The organism is Rhodoferax sp. (genome assembly GCF_028689295.1).
Classification (GTDB): domain Bacteria; phylum Pseudomonadota; class Gammaproteobacteria; order Burkholderiales; family Burkholderiaceae_C; genus Rhodoferax.
Window position 1 is genome coordinate 26,272 of record NZ_JAQTWL010000019.1, and the last position, 16,653, is coordinate 42,924.

A 16,653-nucleotide genomic window follows, 5' to 3' on the forward strand; every position below is an offset into this window, starting at 1 on the left:
ACTTTTTAGATGAATGTATTGCAAGTCAGCGCCGAGATTTTTCCGCTGCTCAAAACCGGGGGCCTGGCCGATATTGCGGGCGCCCTGCCTGTCGCCCTGAAGGCCGCCGGTTGCGATGTGCGCGTGTTGTTGCCGGGTTTTACGCCGATCATGGGCGATCTGCAGTCGTCCAGCGTGCTGGCCGAGCTCACCGCCCCCTGGGGTGAGCGCGTGCTGCTGCGCAAGGGCGTACTGGGCACGCCGGGCCTGGCTGCCTATGTGATCGATGCGCCAGCTTTGTATTGCCGACCTGGCACACCCTATGAAGACGCGCAGCGCCGGCCGTTCCATGACAACCATCGGCGCTTTGCCTTGCTAGGCTGGGTGGCGGCCAGGCTGGCGTGCGGACTCGATGCCCATTGGCAACCCGAGGTGGTGCACAGCCACGACTGGCATGCCGCCCTGACGCCAGCCTACCTGGCGTATGGGCCAGCCCAGGGCAGGCAGGTGGCGAGCGTTTATACCGTGCACAACCTGGCCTATCAGGGCGTGTTTGCGCCGAGCCATTTCTTCGATCTCGGTCTGCCCAACGCTGCTTTCTCGGTCAACGGCTTGGAGTTTCATGGCCAGTTGTCGTTCATGAAAGCCGGGCTTTATTACGCCGACCACATCACCACTGTGAGCCCGACCTACGCCCGGGAAATCCAGACGCCAGAGCAGGGTTGCGGACTCGATGGCCTGCTGCGCTCGCGTGCCCATGATCTGAGCGGTATCCTCAATGCGGTGGACGAGGCGGTCTGGAACCCGGCCACCGATTCAGCTATCGCCCACCCCTTCGATGCCAAGACGCCGGCCGGCAAGACGCGCTGCAAAGGCGCGTTGCAGCTGGAACTGGGCCTGGATGCCAGAGGAAAGGCGCCGCTGTTTGGCGTGGTGAGCCGTCTCACCGAGCAAAAGGGGCTGCACCTGGTGATGGCGGTGCTTGATGAGCTGATCGCCCGGGGCGGGCAAATGGTGGTGCTGGGCACCGGCGATGCCGCGCTCGAGGCTGCTTTCAAGACGCGCGCGGCAGCCCACCCGCAAGCAGTGTCGGTGCGCATTGGCTACGACGAAGCCTTCGCCCATCGCATTTTTGCGGCCACTGATGTCACGCTGGTGCCATCGCGCTTCGAACCCTGCGGTCTGACGCAAATGTATGGCCTGAAATACGGCAGCCTGCCGCTGGTGCACCGGGTCGGTGGCCTGGCTGACACCGTGGTCGATTGCGCGCTGGAAAACCTGGCCGACGGCACGGCGAATGGGTTTGTGTTTGATGATTTCACGCCCGAGGCGCTGGCGCGTGCCATGCGCCGCGCATTGGCGCTGTATGAACGCAAAAGCGAGTGGCGCAGCGTGCGCCAGCGTGCCATGGCGCAGCCACTGGGCTGGGACAAAGCGGCAGCGCAGTATGTGGCGCTGTACCAGCGCCTGCTTGGTTGAGTGGTCTGGAAAACAGCCGTTCTTTTGATTTTTATGGGGAGTTTGTCACGCATGGCTGATTCATGGATGGCGCAGCGCGCCGCCGGGGTGGTGTTGCATCCCACCTCTTTGCCCGGGCCGCACGGCATGGGTGACTTCGGCCCCCATGCGTATTTTTTCATCGACTGGCTGCACAGCGCCGGGCAAACGCTGTGGCAAACCTTGCCGCTGGGGCCGGTTGGGCCGGGTGACTCTCCTTACATGGGCAGCTCGGCATTTGCCGGCAATCCGCTGCTGGTGGCATTCGAGCCTTTGGTGCAACGCGGCTGGCTGACGTCACAAAGCTTGCAAGCCGATTGGGATGAGGAGCGCGTTGACTATGCGGCGGTGACGCCCTGGCGGCTGCAAAAATTGCGCGAGGCGTTTGCCGGGTTTGAGCAGCACGCCACGGCGCAGGACCAGGCTGACCTGGCCGCCTGGGTCCTGGGTGAGCAGGCCTGGCTGGACGACTACACCCTGTTCATGGCGCTTGATCAGGCCCACCGCCCCGCGCTGTGGCCCGAGTGGCCACCGGCGCTGGCCCTGCGAGATCCGGTGGCGCTGGCCAAGGTGCGCGCCAGCCATGCGCAGGAAATCGCCTTTTGGCGCTTCGTGCAGTGGCAGTTCGAGCTGCAGTGGCAGGCCATCAAGCGTTATGCCCACGACAAAGGCGTGCGGCTGGTGGGCGACCTGCCGATTTTTGTCGCGCACCACGGTGCCGACTGCTGGGCCCGGCCAGACCTCTATGAGCTCGATGCCAGCGGCCAGCCGCGCGTGGTGGCCGGCGTGCCGCCCGACTTTTTCTCAAACACTGGCCAGCGCTGGGGCAACCCGCTGTACAACTGGGCTGCCATGGCGCATGACGGCTACCGCTGGTGGATCGAGCGGGTGCGCCGCCAACTGCATCTGGCCGACCTGGTGCGCATCGACCACTTTCGCGGCTTTGTCGATTACTGGGAAATTCCGGCTGGTGAACCCAATGCGGTGAAAGGCCGCTGGCTGCCCGGTCCGGGCGACGCGCTGTTCGAGGCCTTGTCGACGGCGCTGGGCGACCTTCCCATCATCGCTGAAGACCTAGGCATCATCACCCATGAGGTGACCATGTTGCGCGAGCGCACGGGTTTCCCCGGCATGCGGGTGCTGCAGTTTGCTTTTTCCGGCGATGCCGGCAGCCCCTTTTTGCCGCACAACTTCGAGCCCGACACCGTGGTCTATACCGGCACCCATGACAACGACACCGTGCCCGGCTGGTGGGCCAGTGCCAGCGCGCGCGAGCGGGCCTTTGCTGAACACTACTTGGGGCTAGACGGCCATGCGGTGCATTGGGCGATGGTGCGCGCCGCCAGCTTTTCGGTGGCGCGCTTGTCGCTGTGCCAGTTCCAGGATGTGCTGGGGCTGGGCAGCGCGCACCGCATGAACACCCCCGGCACCATGGGCTGCTGGGCGTGGCGATTCAAATGGGACTGGGTCGGGCCGGAAGTGGCACGGCAGCTGGCCGACATCACAGCCGCCAGCGGCCGGGTGGACTTTGACCGCCTGAAAATTTAGCACCACAACAGGGTCAATGCTGGAACGATTGGCGATGAAGCGCCTGGCAAAACTCAGGTAAGGACCGAGTCTCTGGCGCTTTGCTGCAACAGCATCAGGCTGTGCGCCGCGACTCGCAGGCCCTTGCCGCCACTGCCTTGCTGGGCGCTTTGTCCGCGCGGCTGGCTGGTATCGAGCAGGGCCTGCCAGTGACCGCGCGGCAAGAGAAAGGACTCTTCGGTGGCGCTCGCGTTGAACAGCAGCAGCAAGGGGGTGGCGCTGCGGCCGGGTTTGCCGATGAGGCAAGCCAGGGTGCGTGCGGTTGACTGGTGCCAGCCATCGCCCTGCAACGTGCTGCCATCAAAATTCCACCATGACACGTCATACTGGCCGATAGCATCGGCAATGCCGTTGTACCAGCGGTTGGCAAAGGGTTGCAATTGGTGCCTGAGACCAATCACATGTTGGCTGAAGGCCAGCAGATCAGCATCTAACCCCGACCAGTCGATCCAAGTGGTGGCGTTGTCCTGGCAATAGGGGTTGTTGTTGCCATCTTGGCTGTGGCCGAGTTCGTCGCCAGCGCAGAGCATGGGCGTGCCCTGGGCCAGTAGCGTGTTGGCCAGCAGCACGCGCTGCAGCCGGGCTCGAAATTCCCGGACCACCGGGTCATCGCTGGGGCCTTCCTCGCCGCAGTTGAAGCTCAGGTTGTCGTTGTGACCGTCGCGGTTGTCTTCCAGGTTGGCCTCGTTGTGGCGCTGGTTGTAACTGACCAGGTCAAGCAGGGTGAAGCCGTCGTGCGACACCACATAGTTCACCGACTTGGCTGGCGCGCGGCGGCGCTCCTGGTACAGGTCGGACGAGCCGCACAGGCGCATGGCAAAGTTGCCGCGCGTGCAGCCCGACGGCATCTCGGCGCCCGCGGCTGCACCACGAACCCAGAAGCTGCGCATGCAGTCCCTGAATTTATCGTTCCACTCCAGCCAGCCGCGCGGGAAGCCGCCCACCTGGTAGCCGCCTGGACCGGTGTCCCAGGGCTCGGCGATCATCTTGACATGCGACAGCGCCGGGTCTTGCGCCATGGCGGCAAAAAATGCGGCCTGGGCGCTAAAGCCGGTGTCGGTGCGGCCCAGCACCGGCGCCAGGTCAAAGCGGAAGCCATCGACATGCATCTCTTCGACCCAATAGCGCAGGCTGTCCATCACCATTTGCAGCACCTTGGGCTGGCGCAGGTTCAGGGTGTTGCCGCAGCCGCTGTAGTTTTCGTAGTGGCCGGGGTTGTCGGGAGGCAAGCGGTAATAGCTGGCGTTGTCGAGCCCCCTGAAACTGAGGGTGGGGCCGGACTCATCGGCTTCTGCGGTGTGGTTATAGACCACGTCCAGAATGACTTCGAGCTTGGCCGCGTGCAGGGCGCGCACCATGTGGCGAAACTCGTCGCGTTCTGTCATGCCATCCTGCCGACTGGCAAGTTGCGGATTGACGCAAAAAAAGCCGATGGTGTTGTAGCCCCAGTAGTTGGTGAGTCCCTGGCTGACCAGGCGTTCTTCGCTGAGGCTGTAATGCACCGGCAGCAGGCTGATGGCCGTGACGCCCAAATCCTTCAAGTGCTTGATCGAGGCCGGGTGCGCCAGCCCTGCATAGCTGCCGCGCAGCTCGGGCGGTATCTGCGAGTTGAGTTTGGAGAAGCCCTTGACGTGGCATTCGTAGAGCACCGTGTCGGACAGGGTGATGCCCGGGGCGGCGTCATCGCCCCAGTCAAAGCGGTCGTGCGTGACGCGGCCCTTAAGCGCATAGGCGGCGTTGTCGTGGCTGTCCTTGTGCGCGGGGTGCAGGCGGTCGGGGCTGAAGTGCTCAGGGCGCCAGTCGAACGGGCCCACGATGTCGCGCGCGTAGGGGTCGAGCAGCAGTTTGCTGGCATCGAAGCGGTGTCCCTTGTCGGGCCGCCAGGGGCCGTGCGCGCGCAGGCCATACACCAGGCCGGGTTGCGCCCCCGGCAGGTAACCGTGCCAGACATCGACGGTATGGCAGGGAAAAGGCAGTCGCGCCAACTCCTGTTTGCCCTCGGCGTCGAACAGGCACAACTCCATGGCTTGGGCATGCGTTGAAAAAACGGCAAAGTTAACGCCGTGGCCATCAAAATGGGCGCCCATTGGCCACGGGTGGCCGTCCTGCAGACGGGAGATGGTCAAGCGGTCCATTTAAAAAATACGGTGGCCAAAGGGGGCAGGGTGAGCAAGATGGAGCATGGCTTGCCGTGCCTGGGCGTGGGCTCAGCTGTGGCGCAGCCCAGGGGCGTGCCGACATTGCTGCCGCCGTAGTGGGCCGAGTCGGTGTTGAGCATCTCGCGGTAGTTGCCCGCGCGGGGCACGCCCAGACGGTAGCCTGGCCAGACTTGCGGCGTGAAGTTGCACACCACCACGGTGAAGGTGCTGGCGTCGAGACCATGGCGCACAAAACTCAGCACCGAATGGGCGGCGTCGTTGTGGTCGATCCACTCGAAGCCCGCCGGCACGAAGTCCTGCTGGTACAGCGCCGGGGTGGCGCGATACAGCGCGTTGAGGTCGCGCACCAGGCGCTGCACGCCGGCGTGGCCGGGCAGATCCAGCAAATGCCAGTCCAGGCTCTGGTCATGGTTCCATTCGCGCTCCTGGGCAAATTCGCAGCCCATGAAGAGCAGCTTCTTGCCGGGATGTCCAAACATGTATCCCAAAAAGGCGCGCACGTTGGCGAGTTGTTGCCAGCGGTCGCCCGGCATCTTTCCCAGCAGCGAGCCTTTGCCGTGCACCACTTCGTCGTGCGAGATCGGCAGCACGAAGTTCTCGTTGAAGGCGTAGACCAGGCTGAAGCTCATTTCGCCCTGGTGATGCTGGCGGTAGATCGGGTCGCGCGCCATGTAGGCCAGACTGTCGTGCATCCAGCCCATGTTCCACTTGTAGTGAAAGCCCAGGCCGCCGGCATAGGTCGGGCGCGACACAGCAGGATAGGCGGTGGACTCTTCGGCCAGCGTGATGGCCTGCGGGCACTCCACCCCGACCACCTCGTTGACGCGTTTCAGGAAGGCGATGGCCTCCAGGTTTTCACGCCCGCCGTGCACATTGGGAATCCACTCGCCGGCCTTTCGGCTGTAGTCGCGGTAGAGCATCGAGGCCACCGCATCGACGCGCAGGCCATCGACGCCAAAACGCTCCAGCCAGTACAACGCGTTGCCAACCAGGAAGTTGCTGACCTCGGTGCGGCCCAGGTTGTAGATCAGCGTGTTCCAGTCCTGATGGAAGCCTTCGCGCGGGTCGGCGTACTCGTAAAGGTGAGTGCCATCGAAGTTGGCCAGGCCATGCGCGTCGCTGGGAAAGTGCGCCGGCACCCAGTCGAGAATCAGCCCGATGCCGGCGGCATGGCAGCGCGCCACCAGGCGGCCAAAGCCATCGGCATCGCCAAAGCGGGAAGTGGGTGCGTACAGGCCGATCGGCTGGTAGCCCCAGGAGCCGTCGAACGGGTGCTCGCTGATGGGCATCAATTCGAGGTGGGTGAAGCCCATGTCCTTTGCATAGGGAATCAGCGCGTCGGCGAGTTCATCCCAGCTGAGCCAGCGGTTGCCGTCTTCTGCGACGCGGCGCCACGACCCAAGATGGACCTCGTAAATGCTCACGGGAGCGTCCAGGGCGTTGGCCTGTTGGCGTTGTCCAGACGGCGCTATTTTTTCTGGCAACTGAGCCACGCGGCTGGCGGTGGCCGGGCGCAGTTCGGCTTGCAGCGCGTAGGGGTCGGCGCGGGCTGGCAAGACCTCGCCGCTACGCGTGCGGATCTCGAATTTGTAGAGCGCGCCCTTGGGAATGCCGGGTATGAAAAGCTCCCAGACGCCGCACTCGCGGCGCAGGCGCATCGGGTGGCGGCGGCCGTCCCAATGGTTGAAGTCGCCCACCACGCTGACGCGGCTGGCGTTGGGAGCCCACACCGCAAAGCGCGTGCCGTCCACGCCCAGCATGGCGCCCAGGTGCGCGCCGAGCACCTCGAAGGGGCGCAAATGTGTGCCTTCGCCGAGCAGCCATACATCCATCTCGCCGAGCACCAGCGGGAATCGGTAGGGGTCGTCAAGGACGCTGCTCAGGCCGCTTTCCCACTGCACCTGCAGGCGATAGGTGGCGCTGGTTGCAGCCTTGACTTTGCCTTCAAAAAAACCGGTGGCACGCGGCTTGAGGCGTGCTGCCAACGCATCATGGGCATCAAGCACCGCGACGCTGGTGGCGCTGGGCAAAAAACAGCGCACCGAGGTTTGCGCGTCCCGGGTGGCATGCGGCCCGAGCACGGCGAACGGGTCGCCGTGGCTGGCGTTGCAGATCATCTCGATGGTGTGGTGGTGCAACATGGCAAGGGCTCGGGGTGATGCGGTCGGTCGGGATTTTGAAATCAGTCGGGCGTCGGCGCAACATGCCAGATGTCGCGCGCGTACTCGCCAATGGTACGGTCTGAGGAGAATACGCCCATGCCCGCCACGTTGCGAATGGCGCACCGGCACCACGCATCAGGCCGGCTGTAGAGTTCGTCCACCTTCGCCTGGGTGGCGACATAGGACGCAAAGTCGGCCAGCAGCAGGTAGTGGTCGCCGCCCCACACCAGCGAATTGACCAGGGCCCGGTAACGCTCGGGTTCGTCCGGGGAGAATTGGCCGTCGCCAATGGCATCGAGCACGGCCTTGAGCGCGGGATTGTCCTGGTAGTGCTGCAGAGGGTGGTAGCCCTCGAGCCGCAGTTGGCGCACTTCGTGCGTTTTGAGTCCGACGATGAAAATATTGTCATCGCCAACCTGCTGCCGGATTTCGATGTTGGCGCCGTCGTCGGTGCCAATGGTCAGGGCGCCGTTGAGCGCCAGCTTCATGTTGCCGGTGCCCGAGGCCTCGGTGCCCGCGGTGGAGATTTGCTCGGACAGATCGGCCCCGGGCATGATGACCTCGGCCACCGATACGCCGTAGTTGGGCAGGAACACCAGCTTGAGCTTGTCGCCGATGCGGGGGTCGTTGTTGATGGTCAGGCCGACATCGTGAATCAGCCGGATGATCAACTTGGCCACCTGGTAGCTCGACGCAGCTTTACCGGCAAAGATGACGGTGCGCGGCACCCAGGGTGCTTGCGGGTTGGTCAAAATGGCCTGGTAGCGGCTGACCACATGGAGCAGATTGAGGAGTTGCCGCTTGTACTCGTGGATGCGTTTGACCTGCACGTCAAACAGGCTGTCCGGACTGACCCGAACACCCGTGGCTTGCGCGATGTAATCGGCCAGCCGCACTTTGTTGGCGCGCTTGATGGCCATGAATTGCCCGGTAAACGCCGCATCGCCCTGGCAGCTTTCGAGCCGCTTCAACTGGTCGAGGTCGAGCCGCCAGGTTTTGCCCAGCGTTTCGTCAAGCAGGGCGGCCAGGCCCGGGTTGGCCTGCGCCAGCCAGCGCCGCGGCGTAACGCCATTGGTCATGTTGGTGAAGCGATTGGGCCACAGGGACGCAAAGTCGGCAAAAATCGTGTGCACCAGCAGCTCGGAGTGCAGCGCCGACACGCCATTAACCAGGTGGCTGCCGACCACCGACAAATGGGCCATGCGCACCCGGCGCTCGCCGGTTTCGTCGATCAACGACAAGCGTTTCAAAAAATCATGGTCGCCGGGGCGAAAGCGCGCGGCCAGGTCGAGGAATTCCTTATTAATGCGGAAGATGATTTCCATGTGCCGTGGCAGCACTTGCTGGATCAGGCTCAGTGGCCAGGTCTCCAGCGCCTCTGGCATCAGGGTGTGGTTGGTGTAGGAGAATGTTTTGCCGCTCAGCGCCCAGGCGCGATCCCAGTCAAAAGCGTGCTCGTCGCACAAAATGCGCATCAACTCGGCCACGCCAATGGCCGGATGGGTGTCATTGAGGTGGATGGCGACGTGCTCGGCCAGGTTGTCCAGCGAGGGGTGTTCAGTCAAGTGGCGATGGATCAGGTCTTGCATCGAGGCCGCGACAAAGAAATACTCCTGCTTGAGACGCAACTCGCGGCCGGCGGGCGTGCTGTCGTTGGGGTACAGCACCCACGAGATGTTCTCGTATTCGTTTTTGGCCGAGGCAGCGCGGGCATAGTCGCCGGCGTTGAAGACCCCCAGGTCGATATGGTCGGGCGCCACCGCTTTCCACAAGCGCAGAGTACTGACCTTTTCAGTGCCGTGGCCTGGCACCACCATGTCATACGCCTTGGCGGCGACCTCGCCGGCGTGTTTCCAAGCCACATTGCCGTTGAGGTGCGCCACGCTGCCGCCAAAACGCACCGTATAAGTCAAGTCGGCCCGCGGGAACTCCCAGGGGGTGCCATCTTTGAGCCAGGAGTCGGGATACTCGACCTGGCTGCCATTCTGAATCTCCTGGGCGAACATGCCGTACTCATAGCGAATGCCATAGCCAAAGGACGGCAGTCCCAGCGTGGCCATCGAGTCCAGAAAACACGCCGCCAGGCGCCCCAGGCCGCCGTTGCCCAGGGCTGCGTCGGTCTCATGGCCGGCAATGTCTTCGAGGCGCTGGGCGTGCTGAGCCAGACCCGAAGCGGCGCCTTCGGTGAGGTTCAACGCGGCCAGCGCATTGGACAGCGTGCGCCCCATCAAAAATTCCATCGACAAATAGACCACGCGACGCGCCTTTTGTTTTTTCTCCTGCGACTGCGTGAACACCCAGCGCCTGGAGAGCTGAGCGCGCGCGACCTGGGCGGTGGCCTGCATCAGATCGCTGGCTGAAGCGTGTTCTGGCGCCACTCCGATGGTGTGCAGCAGGTGGGCGTTGATTTGGTCGGGCAGCGGGGCGGCGAGGGGCGTGGTGGAAACGTTCAACTGGATTCTTTCAGACTTTTGGCAATGGAACGGCAAAGCTGTATTTTGCACGCCAATTCGTGTTGATTTGACCGTGCGGTTACCACGTTTAACTCGCGGGTCTTGCCACATCTCTATAATCGCGCCCATTCCGAGGAGCGTTGCAGCTCACGTCAGGGCAGTATCCCGGCGCTGAGTGAGGCTCGGAACCCGCTGCGGCAACTGGCCCAGCGTTTCACAACGGCGCTCACCCACAACGCGTGAGGTGAGATTTTTCCCGCCCTGCATGCTGTGGTTGTCACCTTAACTTTTGGAGTGAACCATGAGCGCCGTATCAATAACTGCTAAACCCACTGATTTCATCATTGCCGACATCGGCCTGGCCGCATGGGGCCGCAAAGAGCTCAACATTGCCGAGACCGAAATGCCCGGCCTGATGGCCATCCGTGAAGAATTTGCCAAAGAGCAGCCGCTCAAGGGTGCGCGCATCACCGGCAGCCTGCACATGACGATCCAGACCGCGGTGCTGGTCGAAACCCTGACGGCGCTGGGCGCCGAGGTGCGTTGGGCGTCATGCAACATTTATTCAACCCAGGACCACGCCGCCGCCGCTTTGGTGGCCGAAGGCATCCCGGTGTTTGCCTACAAGGGCGAGTCGCTGACCGACTATTGGGACTACACCCACCGCATTTTTGAATTTGGTGGCAAAAAGGGCGCGGCGGCTGAAGGCCCGAACATGATCCTGGACGATGGCGGCGACGCCACGCTGCTGATGCACTTGGGCACCAAGGCCGAGAAAAATGCCAAGCTGCTCGACAACCCGACCAGCGAAGAGGAAACCTGCCTGTATGCCGCCATCAAGGCCAAGCTGAAAGTCGATCCGACCTGGTACAGCCGGCGCATCAAGCACATCATCGGCGTGACCGAAGAAACCACCACTGGCGTGCACCGCTTGAACGACATGTCGGCCAAGGGCGAGTTGATGCTGCGCGCCTTCAACGTCAACGATTCGGTGACCAAGAGCAAGTTCGACAACCTGTACGGTTGCCGCGAGTCTTTGGTGGACGGCATCAAGCGTGCCACCGATGTGATGATTGCTGGCAAGGTGGCCGTGGTGGCAGGCTACGGCGACGTCGGCAAGGGCTGCGCCCAGGCTCTGCGCGCGCTCTCTGCCCAGGTGTGGGTGACCGAGATCGACCCGATCAACGCGCTGCAAGCGGCCATGGAAGGCTTCAAGGTGGTGACCATGGAATACGCCGCCGACAAATGCGACATATTTGTCACCGCCACCGGCAACCTGAACGTGATCAACTACAAGCACATGGCGGCCATGAAAGACCAGGCGATCGTGTGCAACATTGGCCACTTCGACAATGAAATCGACGTGGCCTCGCTCGCCAAATGCAAGTGGGAAGAGATTAAGCCGCAAGTCGATCATGTGATCTTTCCGGCCAAGGGCAAGACTCCGGCCAAACGCATCATTTTGCTGGCCAAGGGCCGCTTGGTCAACCTGGGTTGCGGCACCGGCCACCCCAGCTTTGTCATGAGCTCCAGCTTCGCCAACCAGACCATTGCACAGATTGAGCTGTTCACCAAGCCCAAAAGCTACAAGGTTGGGCAAGTCTATGTGTTGCCCAAGCTGCTGGACGAAAAAGTGGCGCGCCTGCACCTGAAAAAGGTCGGCGTGCAACTCTCCGAGCTGACCGACGGGCAAGCCGCCTACATTGGCGTGAGCAAGTCCGGCCCGTACAAGGCCGACTCTTACCGCTACTAGGCACCCCATGCGCATTGACCAACTGTTGGTGCAGCGTGGCCTGGCCAGTACCCGCTCGCAGGCCCAGCGCCTGATTGCTGGTGGGGTGGAGTGGCAACTGGCCGACGGCTGGTGTCGGGCCGGCAAAAACGGTGACCACGTGCCGAACGATGCCGCGTTGCGCCTGCTCGACGACTCGGAAGCCCGCTATGTGTCGCGCGGCGGCCTCAAATTGGAAGCGGCGCTGAAGCAGGTTGGTTTGTCCGTGGACGGTTTCCAATGCTTGGACGTGGGTCAAAGCACCGGTGGCTTCACCGACTGCCTGCTGCAACAAGGGGCCAGGTTCGTTGTGGGTGTGGACGTGGGCAGTTCCCAGTTGCACCCCAAGCTGTACGCGGACCCCAGGGTGTTGTGCGTGGAAGCCGTGAACGCCCGTGCGCTGGAGGCCGCTGATCTGGTGGCTGCCTACGAAGATAGCACGGGGGATGGTGGCCAATTTGACCTTGATGATGGTGACGAAGGCCAGGACGCAGCTGACATTGAATTTGTCCCCGAATTTGACCTGATCGTGGCCGATTTGTCGTTCATCTCGCAAACGCTGGTATTGCCGGCAGTGGTGCCCTTGCTCAAAGCCGGTGGCACGCTGCTGACGCTGGTCAAACCCCAGTTCGAACTGCAACCCGGCCAAGTGGGCAAGGGCGGCATCGTGAAGGATGCGACGCTGTATCTGCTGGTCGAGCAGCGTTTGCGCGAAGCCTGTGCTGAGCTGGGTTTGAAGGTGACGCACTGGTTTGATTCACCGATCACCGGCGGTGATGGCAACCGTGAATTTTTTATTGGTGCGACCAAAGACGCAGCATCCTGAAACACCGCGGGACAGACCGACGCGCCAAGGGGCAGGCGATGTCTCCATGACTTTAGAAGGTCGTCATGACTTCCAACACCAGTTTTCCTGTCAGCGTTGAATTTTTTCCGCCCAAGACACCCGAGGGCGTCGAGAAGCTCCGCGTGGTTCGCCAGCAGATTTATGCGCTCACGCCCGAGTTTTGCTCGGTGACCTTTGGTGCCGGTGGCTCCACCCAAGAGGGCACGTTCAGCACGGTGCGCGACATTTTGAGCGAGGGCGTCAGCGCGGCTTCGCACTTCTCGTGCATTGGCGCCACGCGCGTGCGCGTGCGAGAACAGTTGGTCACTCTCAAGGCCATGGGCGTGAAGCGTCTGGTGGCGCTGCGCGGCGATTTGCCAAGCGGCTATGGCACTGGGGGCGAATTTCATTTCGCCAGCGATCTGGTGGCCTTTATCCGCACCGAGATGGGTAATGACTTTCACATCGAAGTGGCGGCTTACCCAGAGATGCACCCGCAAGCCAGGTCGCCCGAGGCCGACTTGAAAGCCTTTGCCGCCAAGGTGCAGGCGGGGGCCGATTCGGCCATCACCCAGTATTTTTACAACTCGGATGCCTATTTCCGCTTTCTCGAGGATGCCGACGCACTGGGCGTGAGCGTGCCCGTGGTGCCGGGCATCATGCCCATTGCAAGTTCAGCGCAACTAATGCGTTTCAGCGACGCCTGTGGTGCCGAGATTCCGCGCTGGATCAGATTGCGCTTGCAAAGCTTTGGCGATGACAGCGCCTCCATCAAGGCCTTTGGTCTGGATGTGGTAACGGATTTGTGCGAGCAATTGCGCGCTGGTGGCGCACCCGGCCTGCACTTTTACAGCATGAACCAGAGTGCCGCGACGCTGGAAATTTGCAGGCGGCTGGGACTTTGAGACGTCAACGCCCGTACATGTCGTCGAAACGCACGATGTCGTCTTCACCTAAGTAGGAGCCCGACTGCACCTCGATCATTTCCAGGGGCAGGCGGCCAGGGTTTTCCAGGCGGTGGGTGGTGCCCAGCGGAATGAAGGTGGACTCGTTCTCTGACAGCAAAAAGCTCTCATCACCCTTGGTCACTTTGGCGGTGCCGCTGACCACAATCCAGTGCTCGGCACGGTGGTGGTGCATTTGCAGCGACAGCGTGCCACCCGGTTTGACGACGATGCGCTTGACCTGAAAGCGCTCACCCGCATCCACGCCGTCGTACCAGCCCCAGGGGCGGAACACCTTGCGGTGGATGCTGCCCTCTGATCGACCTTTGGCCTTGAGCGCATCGACGATCTTTTTCACATCCTGGGTTGTATCCTTGTGCGAAACCAAAATGGCGTCGGCCGTTTCCACCACCACCAGGTCGCGCACGCCGACACAGGCAATCAACCGGCCTCCAGAGATCGCCAGCGTGTTTTCGCAATCCTGCAGCAGCACGTCGCCCTGGCTCACGTTGCCATGGCTGTCCTTGGGCAGCACTTGCCACAAGGCGTCCCAAGCGCCGACGTCAGACCAGCCTGCGCTCAGGGGCAATACAACTCCGACAGGTAATTCGGCTGCGTCAGCTTGGCCGCTGGCGGCAATGCGCTCCATCACGGCGTAATCAATCGAGTCGCTAGGACATTGTGCAAAACCCTCCTTGCCGACACGGATAAATTCGCCATCGGCTTGGCCTTGGTCCCAGGCGGTTTGGCAGGCGGTCAGAATGTCGGGACGGCAGTGCCCCATGGCGGCCAGCCAGACCGAGGCGCGCATCATAAACAAACCGCTGTTCCACAGATAGCTGCCCTCTGCCAGGTAAGACTGCGCGGTGGCCAGATCGGGCTTCTCGACAAAACGCTTGATCAAATGGGCGCTAGTGCCGCTCGCGCCACTGTAGGCATCCCCTGACTGGATATAGCCATAGCCTGTTTCAGGGGCATCGGGCGTGATACCAAAAGTGACCACAGCACCGGCCTCAGCCAAAGCCGCTCCCTGGCTGACCACTTGCTGGAAGGCTATGACGTCGGTAATTACATGGTCGGCGGGCATCACCAGCAGGACCGGATCGATCTGATTTTTTTGCGCGGACAACGCCGCGATCGTCAGGGCCGGCGCAGTATTCCTGCCACATGGCTCCAGCACCACGGTCCCATTTTGGCCGAGCAGGCGGAGCTGCTCGGCGATGACAAAACGGTATTCTTCATTGCACACAATCATGGGTGGCGCCAATTCGACGCCGGGCGTTCCCTGCACACGCCGCACCGTGGCTTGCAACAGTGACTCGTCCCCCACCAAACTAAGCAATTGTTTGGGATATTTTTCTCGCGACAGTGGCCACAGGCGGGTGCCGGAGCCGCCGGAGAGAACCACGGGCTGGATTAGTATGGATGTAGGCATGTTGAATAGCTCTCATAGGTCAGTCTAAGCGCGGGCAATATTACAGGGAAACAGAGCCCAATGGTCGTCACGATAAAGGGATTCGCTGCGATCAACGCAGTAGCTGGGCGACACTATCATTTCGTTAAAGCGCACGTCAACGGCGATTCGGATGTCTTCAAACAAAATGCTACGGCCCAATCGCACTGAATCGCCCCGGGTTTCGTGGAGGCCAGTTGGTTTAAGTCAGATCGTGTTTTTGGTCTTCTCGGCGAGTTGCCGATAGTAGTTTGCGTCAGCCTCGGCCGGTGGAATATACCCAATCGGCTCCAGCAGTCGGATGTGGTTGAACCAGTGCACCCATTCAAGGGTGGCCAGTTCCACGGCTTCCTTGGTTTTCCAGGGAGCACGGCGGTGAATCAATGCGGCCTTGTACAGCCCATTGATCGTTTCGGCCAGTGCGTTGTCATAGCTGTCGCCACGACTGCCCACCGAAGGCTCTATCCCGGCCTGGGCGAGGCGCTCGGTGTAAAGGATGGAGACGTACTGCGAACCTCTGTCTGAATGATGGATCAGTGCATTCTGGTCTGGCTGACGGTCATACAAAGCCTGCTCCAGCGCATCGAGCACGAAATCCGTGCGCATGGAACTGCTGACACGCCAGCCCACGATGCGCCTGGCGAACACATCGATCACAAAGGCCACGTATTGCCAGCCCTGCCAGGTTGAAACATAGGTGAAATCCGACACCCACAGTTGGTTGGGACGATCGGCTTTGAACTGCCGATTGACCCGGTCCAGCGGGCAAGGCAGCGCCTTATCTGGCACTGTGGTACGAACGACCTTGCCCCGGCGCACGCCCTGCAGCCCCAAGCGTTTCATGAACCGCTCGACCGTGCAACGGGCCACCTCGACGCCTTCACGGTTCATCTGATGCCAGACCTTGTCTGCGCCGTAGACCTGCATGTTGGTTTGCCAGACTTGCTGGATTTTTGGCATCAGGGTGTCCTCCCTCTTGGCACGTGCACAGCGCAGTTCTGGTTTGCGTTGGCAAGCAGCATGGCGACGATACCCGGACGAGGCAATCTGCAAAACTTCGCAGATTGGCTCGACCCCGTAGGTGTCACGATGTTTGTCCACGAAACCTCTCAGGACTTGAGTCGGCGGTCGAGCTCCGCCTGGGCAAAAAACGCACTGGCCAGCTTGAGGATTTCATTGGCCCGGCGCAGTTCCTTGTTCTCACGCTCCAGGGCTTTGATGCGCTCACGCTCTTCGCTGGTGACGCCTTCGCGCAGTCCGGTGTCGATCTCCTGCTTGCGTACCCATTCATGCAGGGTTTGCGGGACGCAGCCGATCTTGGGTGCGATCGATTCAATGGCGGCCCACAGGGATGGGTATTCGCCACGGTGCTCCTGCACCATGCGCACCGCGCGTTCGTGCACTTCGGGGGAAAAACGATTTGATTTCTTGCTCATGGCTCCATCTTCTCAAAGTTTGGAGCCTCCTCAATTCCCGGGGCGATTCAGCTGAGAAACATTGACTGTTAGGATGCATCGCAACCGTCCAACTTCTGGGGGTCAGTTCAAACCCGGGGCGATTCACACACCAATGCTTGACGGTCTTTGATGAATGCCAAAATTTTTCCAGCAAAGGACACAAATGGCGTGCTAAAATGAAAAGCTTCGCTGATCACGGCGTAGCTTGCACTAAAACAGCCTTCTCTGCGAAATAAAATTTTCCTAGAAATATTCAAAATTTCTAGGAAAAACGCAAAAAAGGCGTGCTAGAATACAAGGCTTCGCTGATCACAGTGAAACAAAAAAGAAGCGGTGTAAAAGTTGCTTCAAGATCATTAAAAACA

General features: G+C 61.5%; 10 protein-coding genes, 1 riboswitch and 1 other annotated feature. Of the genes, 5 read left to right on the top strand and 5 right to left on the bottom strand.

Annotated elements, in window-relative coordinates; all coding sequences use genetic code 11:
* Window positions 1-9: 9 nt before the first annotated feature.
* A complete protein-coding gene (gene glgA / locus PHF15_RS13945) occupies window positions 10-1,458 on the top strand; it encodes a glycogen synthase GlgA (protein WP_300121927.1) in 1,449 nt (482 codons plus the stop codon).
* Between the two features lie 51 nt (window positions 1,459-1,509).
* Window positions 1,510-3,024: a 4-alpha-glucanotransferase gene (gene malQ, locus PHF15_RS13950; protein WP_300121929.1), complete on the top strand. Its 1,515-nt coding sequence runs from the start codon at window positions 1,510-1,512 to the stop codon at window positions 3,022-3,024.
* Between the two features lie 53 nt (window positions 3,025-3,077).
* Here malQ and glgX read toward each other — a convergent pair whose 3' ends face one another.
* Genes glgX through PHF15_RS13965 form a run of 3 tightly spaced genes read right to left on the bottom strand, consistent with a single transcriptional unit; the run spans window position 3,078 to window position 9,837 of the window.
* A complete protein-coding gene (gene glgX / locus PHF15_RS13955; RefSeq protein ID WP_300121931.1) occupies window positions 3,078-5,198 on the bottom strand; it encodes a glycogen debranching protein GlgX in 2,121 nt (706 codons plus the stop codon).
* Entirely contained in the window at window positions 5,186-7,363 is a 2,178-nt protein-coding gene (gene glgB / locus PHF15_RS13960; protein ID WP_300121934.1) for a 1,4-alpha-glucan branching protein GlgB, read from the bottom strand. Before glgB ends, glgX begins: the two co-directional genes overlap by 13 nt.
* Before the next feature lie 41 nt (window positions 7,364-7,404).
* The gene (locus tag PHF15_RS13965; protein WP_300121937.1) at window positions 7,405-9,837 is read right to left on the bottom strand and encodes a glycogen/starch/alpha-glucan phosphorylase; all 2,433 of its coding nucleotides are present in this window, start codon (window positions 9,835-9,837) and stop codon (window positions 7,405-7,407) included.
* Window positions 9,838-9,963: 126 nt separating this feature from the next.
* Window positions 9,964-10,072: riboswitch (S-adenosyl-L-homocysteine riboswitch) on the top strand.
* 66 nt (window positions 10,073-10,138) lie between these two features.
* Here PHF15_RS13965 and ahcY point away from each other — a divergent pair.
* The 3 genes from ahcY (at window position 10,139) to metF (ending at window position 13,339) form a co-directional block, all read left to right on the top strand.
* Window positions 10,139-11,590: an adenosylhomocysteinase gene (gene ahcY, locus PHF15_RS13970; protein ID WP_300121939.1), complete on the top strand. Its 1,452-nt coding sequence runs from the start codon at window positions 10,139-10,141 to the stop codon at window positions 11,588-11,590.
* A 7-nt stretch (window positions 11,591-11,597) separates the two neighbouring features.
* Window positions 11,598-12,434: a TlyA family RNA methyltransferase gene (locus tag PHF15_RS13975; RefSeq protein ID WP_300121942.1), complete on the top strand. Its 837-nt coding sequence runs from the start codon at window positions 11,598-11,600 to the stop codon at window positions 12,432-12,434.
* 65 nt (window positions 12,435-12,499) lie between these two features.
* Window positions 12,500-13,339, top strand: a complete 840-nt coding sequence (gene metF, locus PHF15_RS13980; RefSeq protein ID WP_300121943.1) for a methylenetetrahydrofolate reductase [NAD(P)H] — start codon at window positions 12,500-12,502, stop codon at window positions 13,337-13,339.
* Between the two features lie 4 nt (window positions 13,340-13,343).
* Here the strand turns inward: metF and PHF15_RS13985 are convergent, their stop codons facing one another.
* Window positions 13,344-14,813: a mannose-1-phosphate guanylyltransferase/mannose-6-phosphate isomerase gene (locus tag PHF15_RS13985; RefSeq protein ID WP_300121944.1), complete on the bottom strand. Its 1,470-nt coding sequence runs from the start codon at window positions 14,811-14,813 to the stop codon at window positions 13,344-13,346.
* A gap of 225 nt (window positions 14,814-15,038) precedes the next feature.
* Window positions 15,039-16,267, bottom strand: a protein-coding gene (locus PHF15_RS13990; RefSeq protein ID WP_300121945.1) for an IS3 family transposase whose coding sequence is annotated in 2 segments (ribosomal slippage) — window positions 15,039-15,976 and window positions 15,976-16,267 — 1,230 coding nt in all. Because the reading frame shifts where the segments join, the coding sequence is not laid out codon by codon here.
* Window positions 15,870-15,986: a sequence feature (AL1L pseudoknot), on the bottom strand. (Overlaps the previous gene by 117 nt.)
* Window positions 16,268-16,653: the final 386 nt, after the last annotated feature.

What these genes read in the sequence shown, in the direction of transcription:
- ahcY (WP_300121939.1), top strand. Translation starts at nt 10,139, where the DNA reads ATGAGCGCCGTATCAATAACTGCTAAACCCACTGATTTCATCATTGCC.
- metF (WP_300121943.1), top strand. Translation starts at nt 12,500, where the DNA reads ATGACTTCCAACACCAGTTTTCCTGTCAGCGTTGAATTTTTTCCGCCC.
- glgX (WP_300121931.1), bottom strand. Translation starts at nt 5,198, where the DNA reads ATGGACCGCTTGACCATCTCCCGTCTGCAGGACGGCCACCCGTGGCCA.
- PHF15_RS13975 (WP_300121942.1), top strand. Translation starts at nt 11,598, where the DNA reads ATGCGCATTGACCAACTGTTGGTGCAGCGTGGCCTGGCCAGTACCCGC.
- glgB (WP_300121934.1), bottom strand. Translation starts at nt 7,363, where the DNA reads ATGTTGCACCACCACACCATCGAGATGATCTGCAACGCCAGCCACGGC.
- malQ (WP_300121929.1), top strand. Translation starts at nt 1,510, where the DNA reads ATGGCTGATTCATGGATGGCGCAGCGCGCCGCCGGGGTGGTGTTGCAT.
- PHF15_RS13985 (WP_300121944.1), bottom strand. Translation starts at nt 14,813, where the DNA reads ATGCCTACATCCATACTAATCCAGCCCGTGGTTCTCTCCGGCGGCTCC.
- glgA (WP_300121927.1), top strand. Translation starts at nt 10, where the DNA reads ATGAATGTATTGCAAGTCAGCGCCGAGATTTTTCCGCTGCTCAAAACC.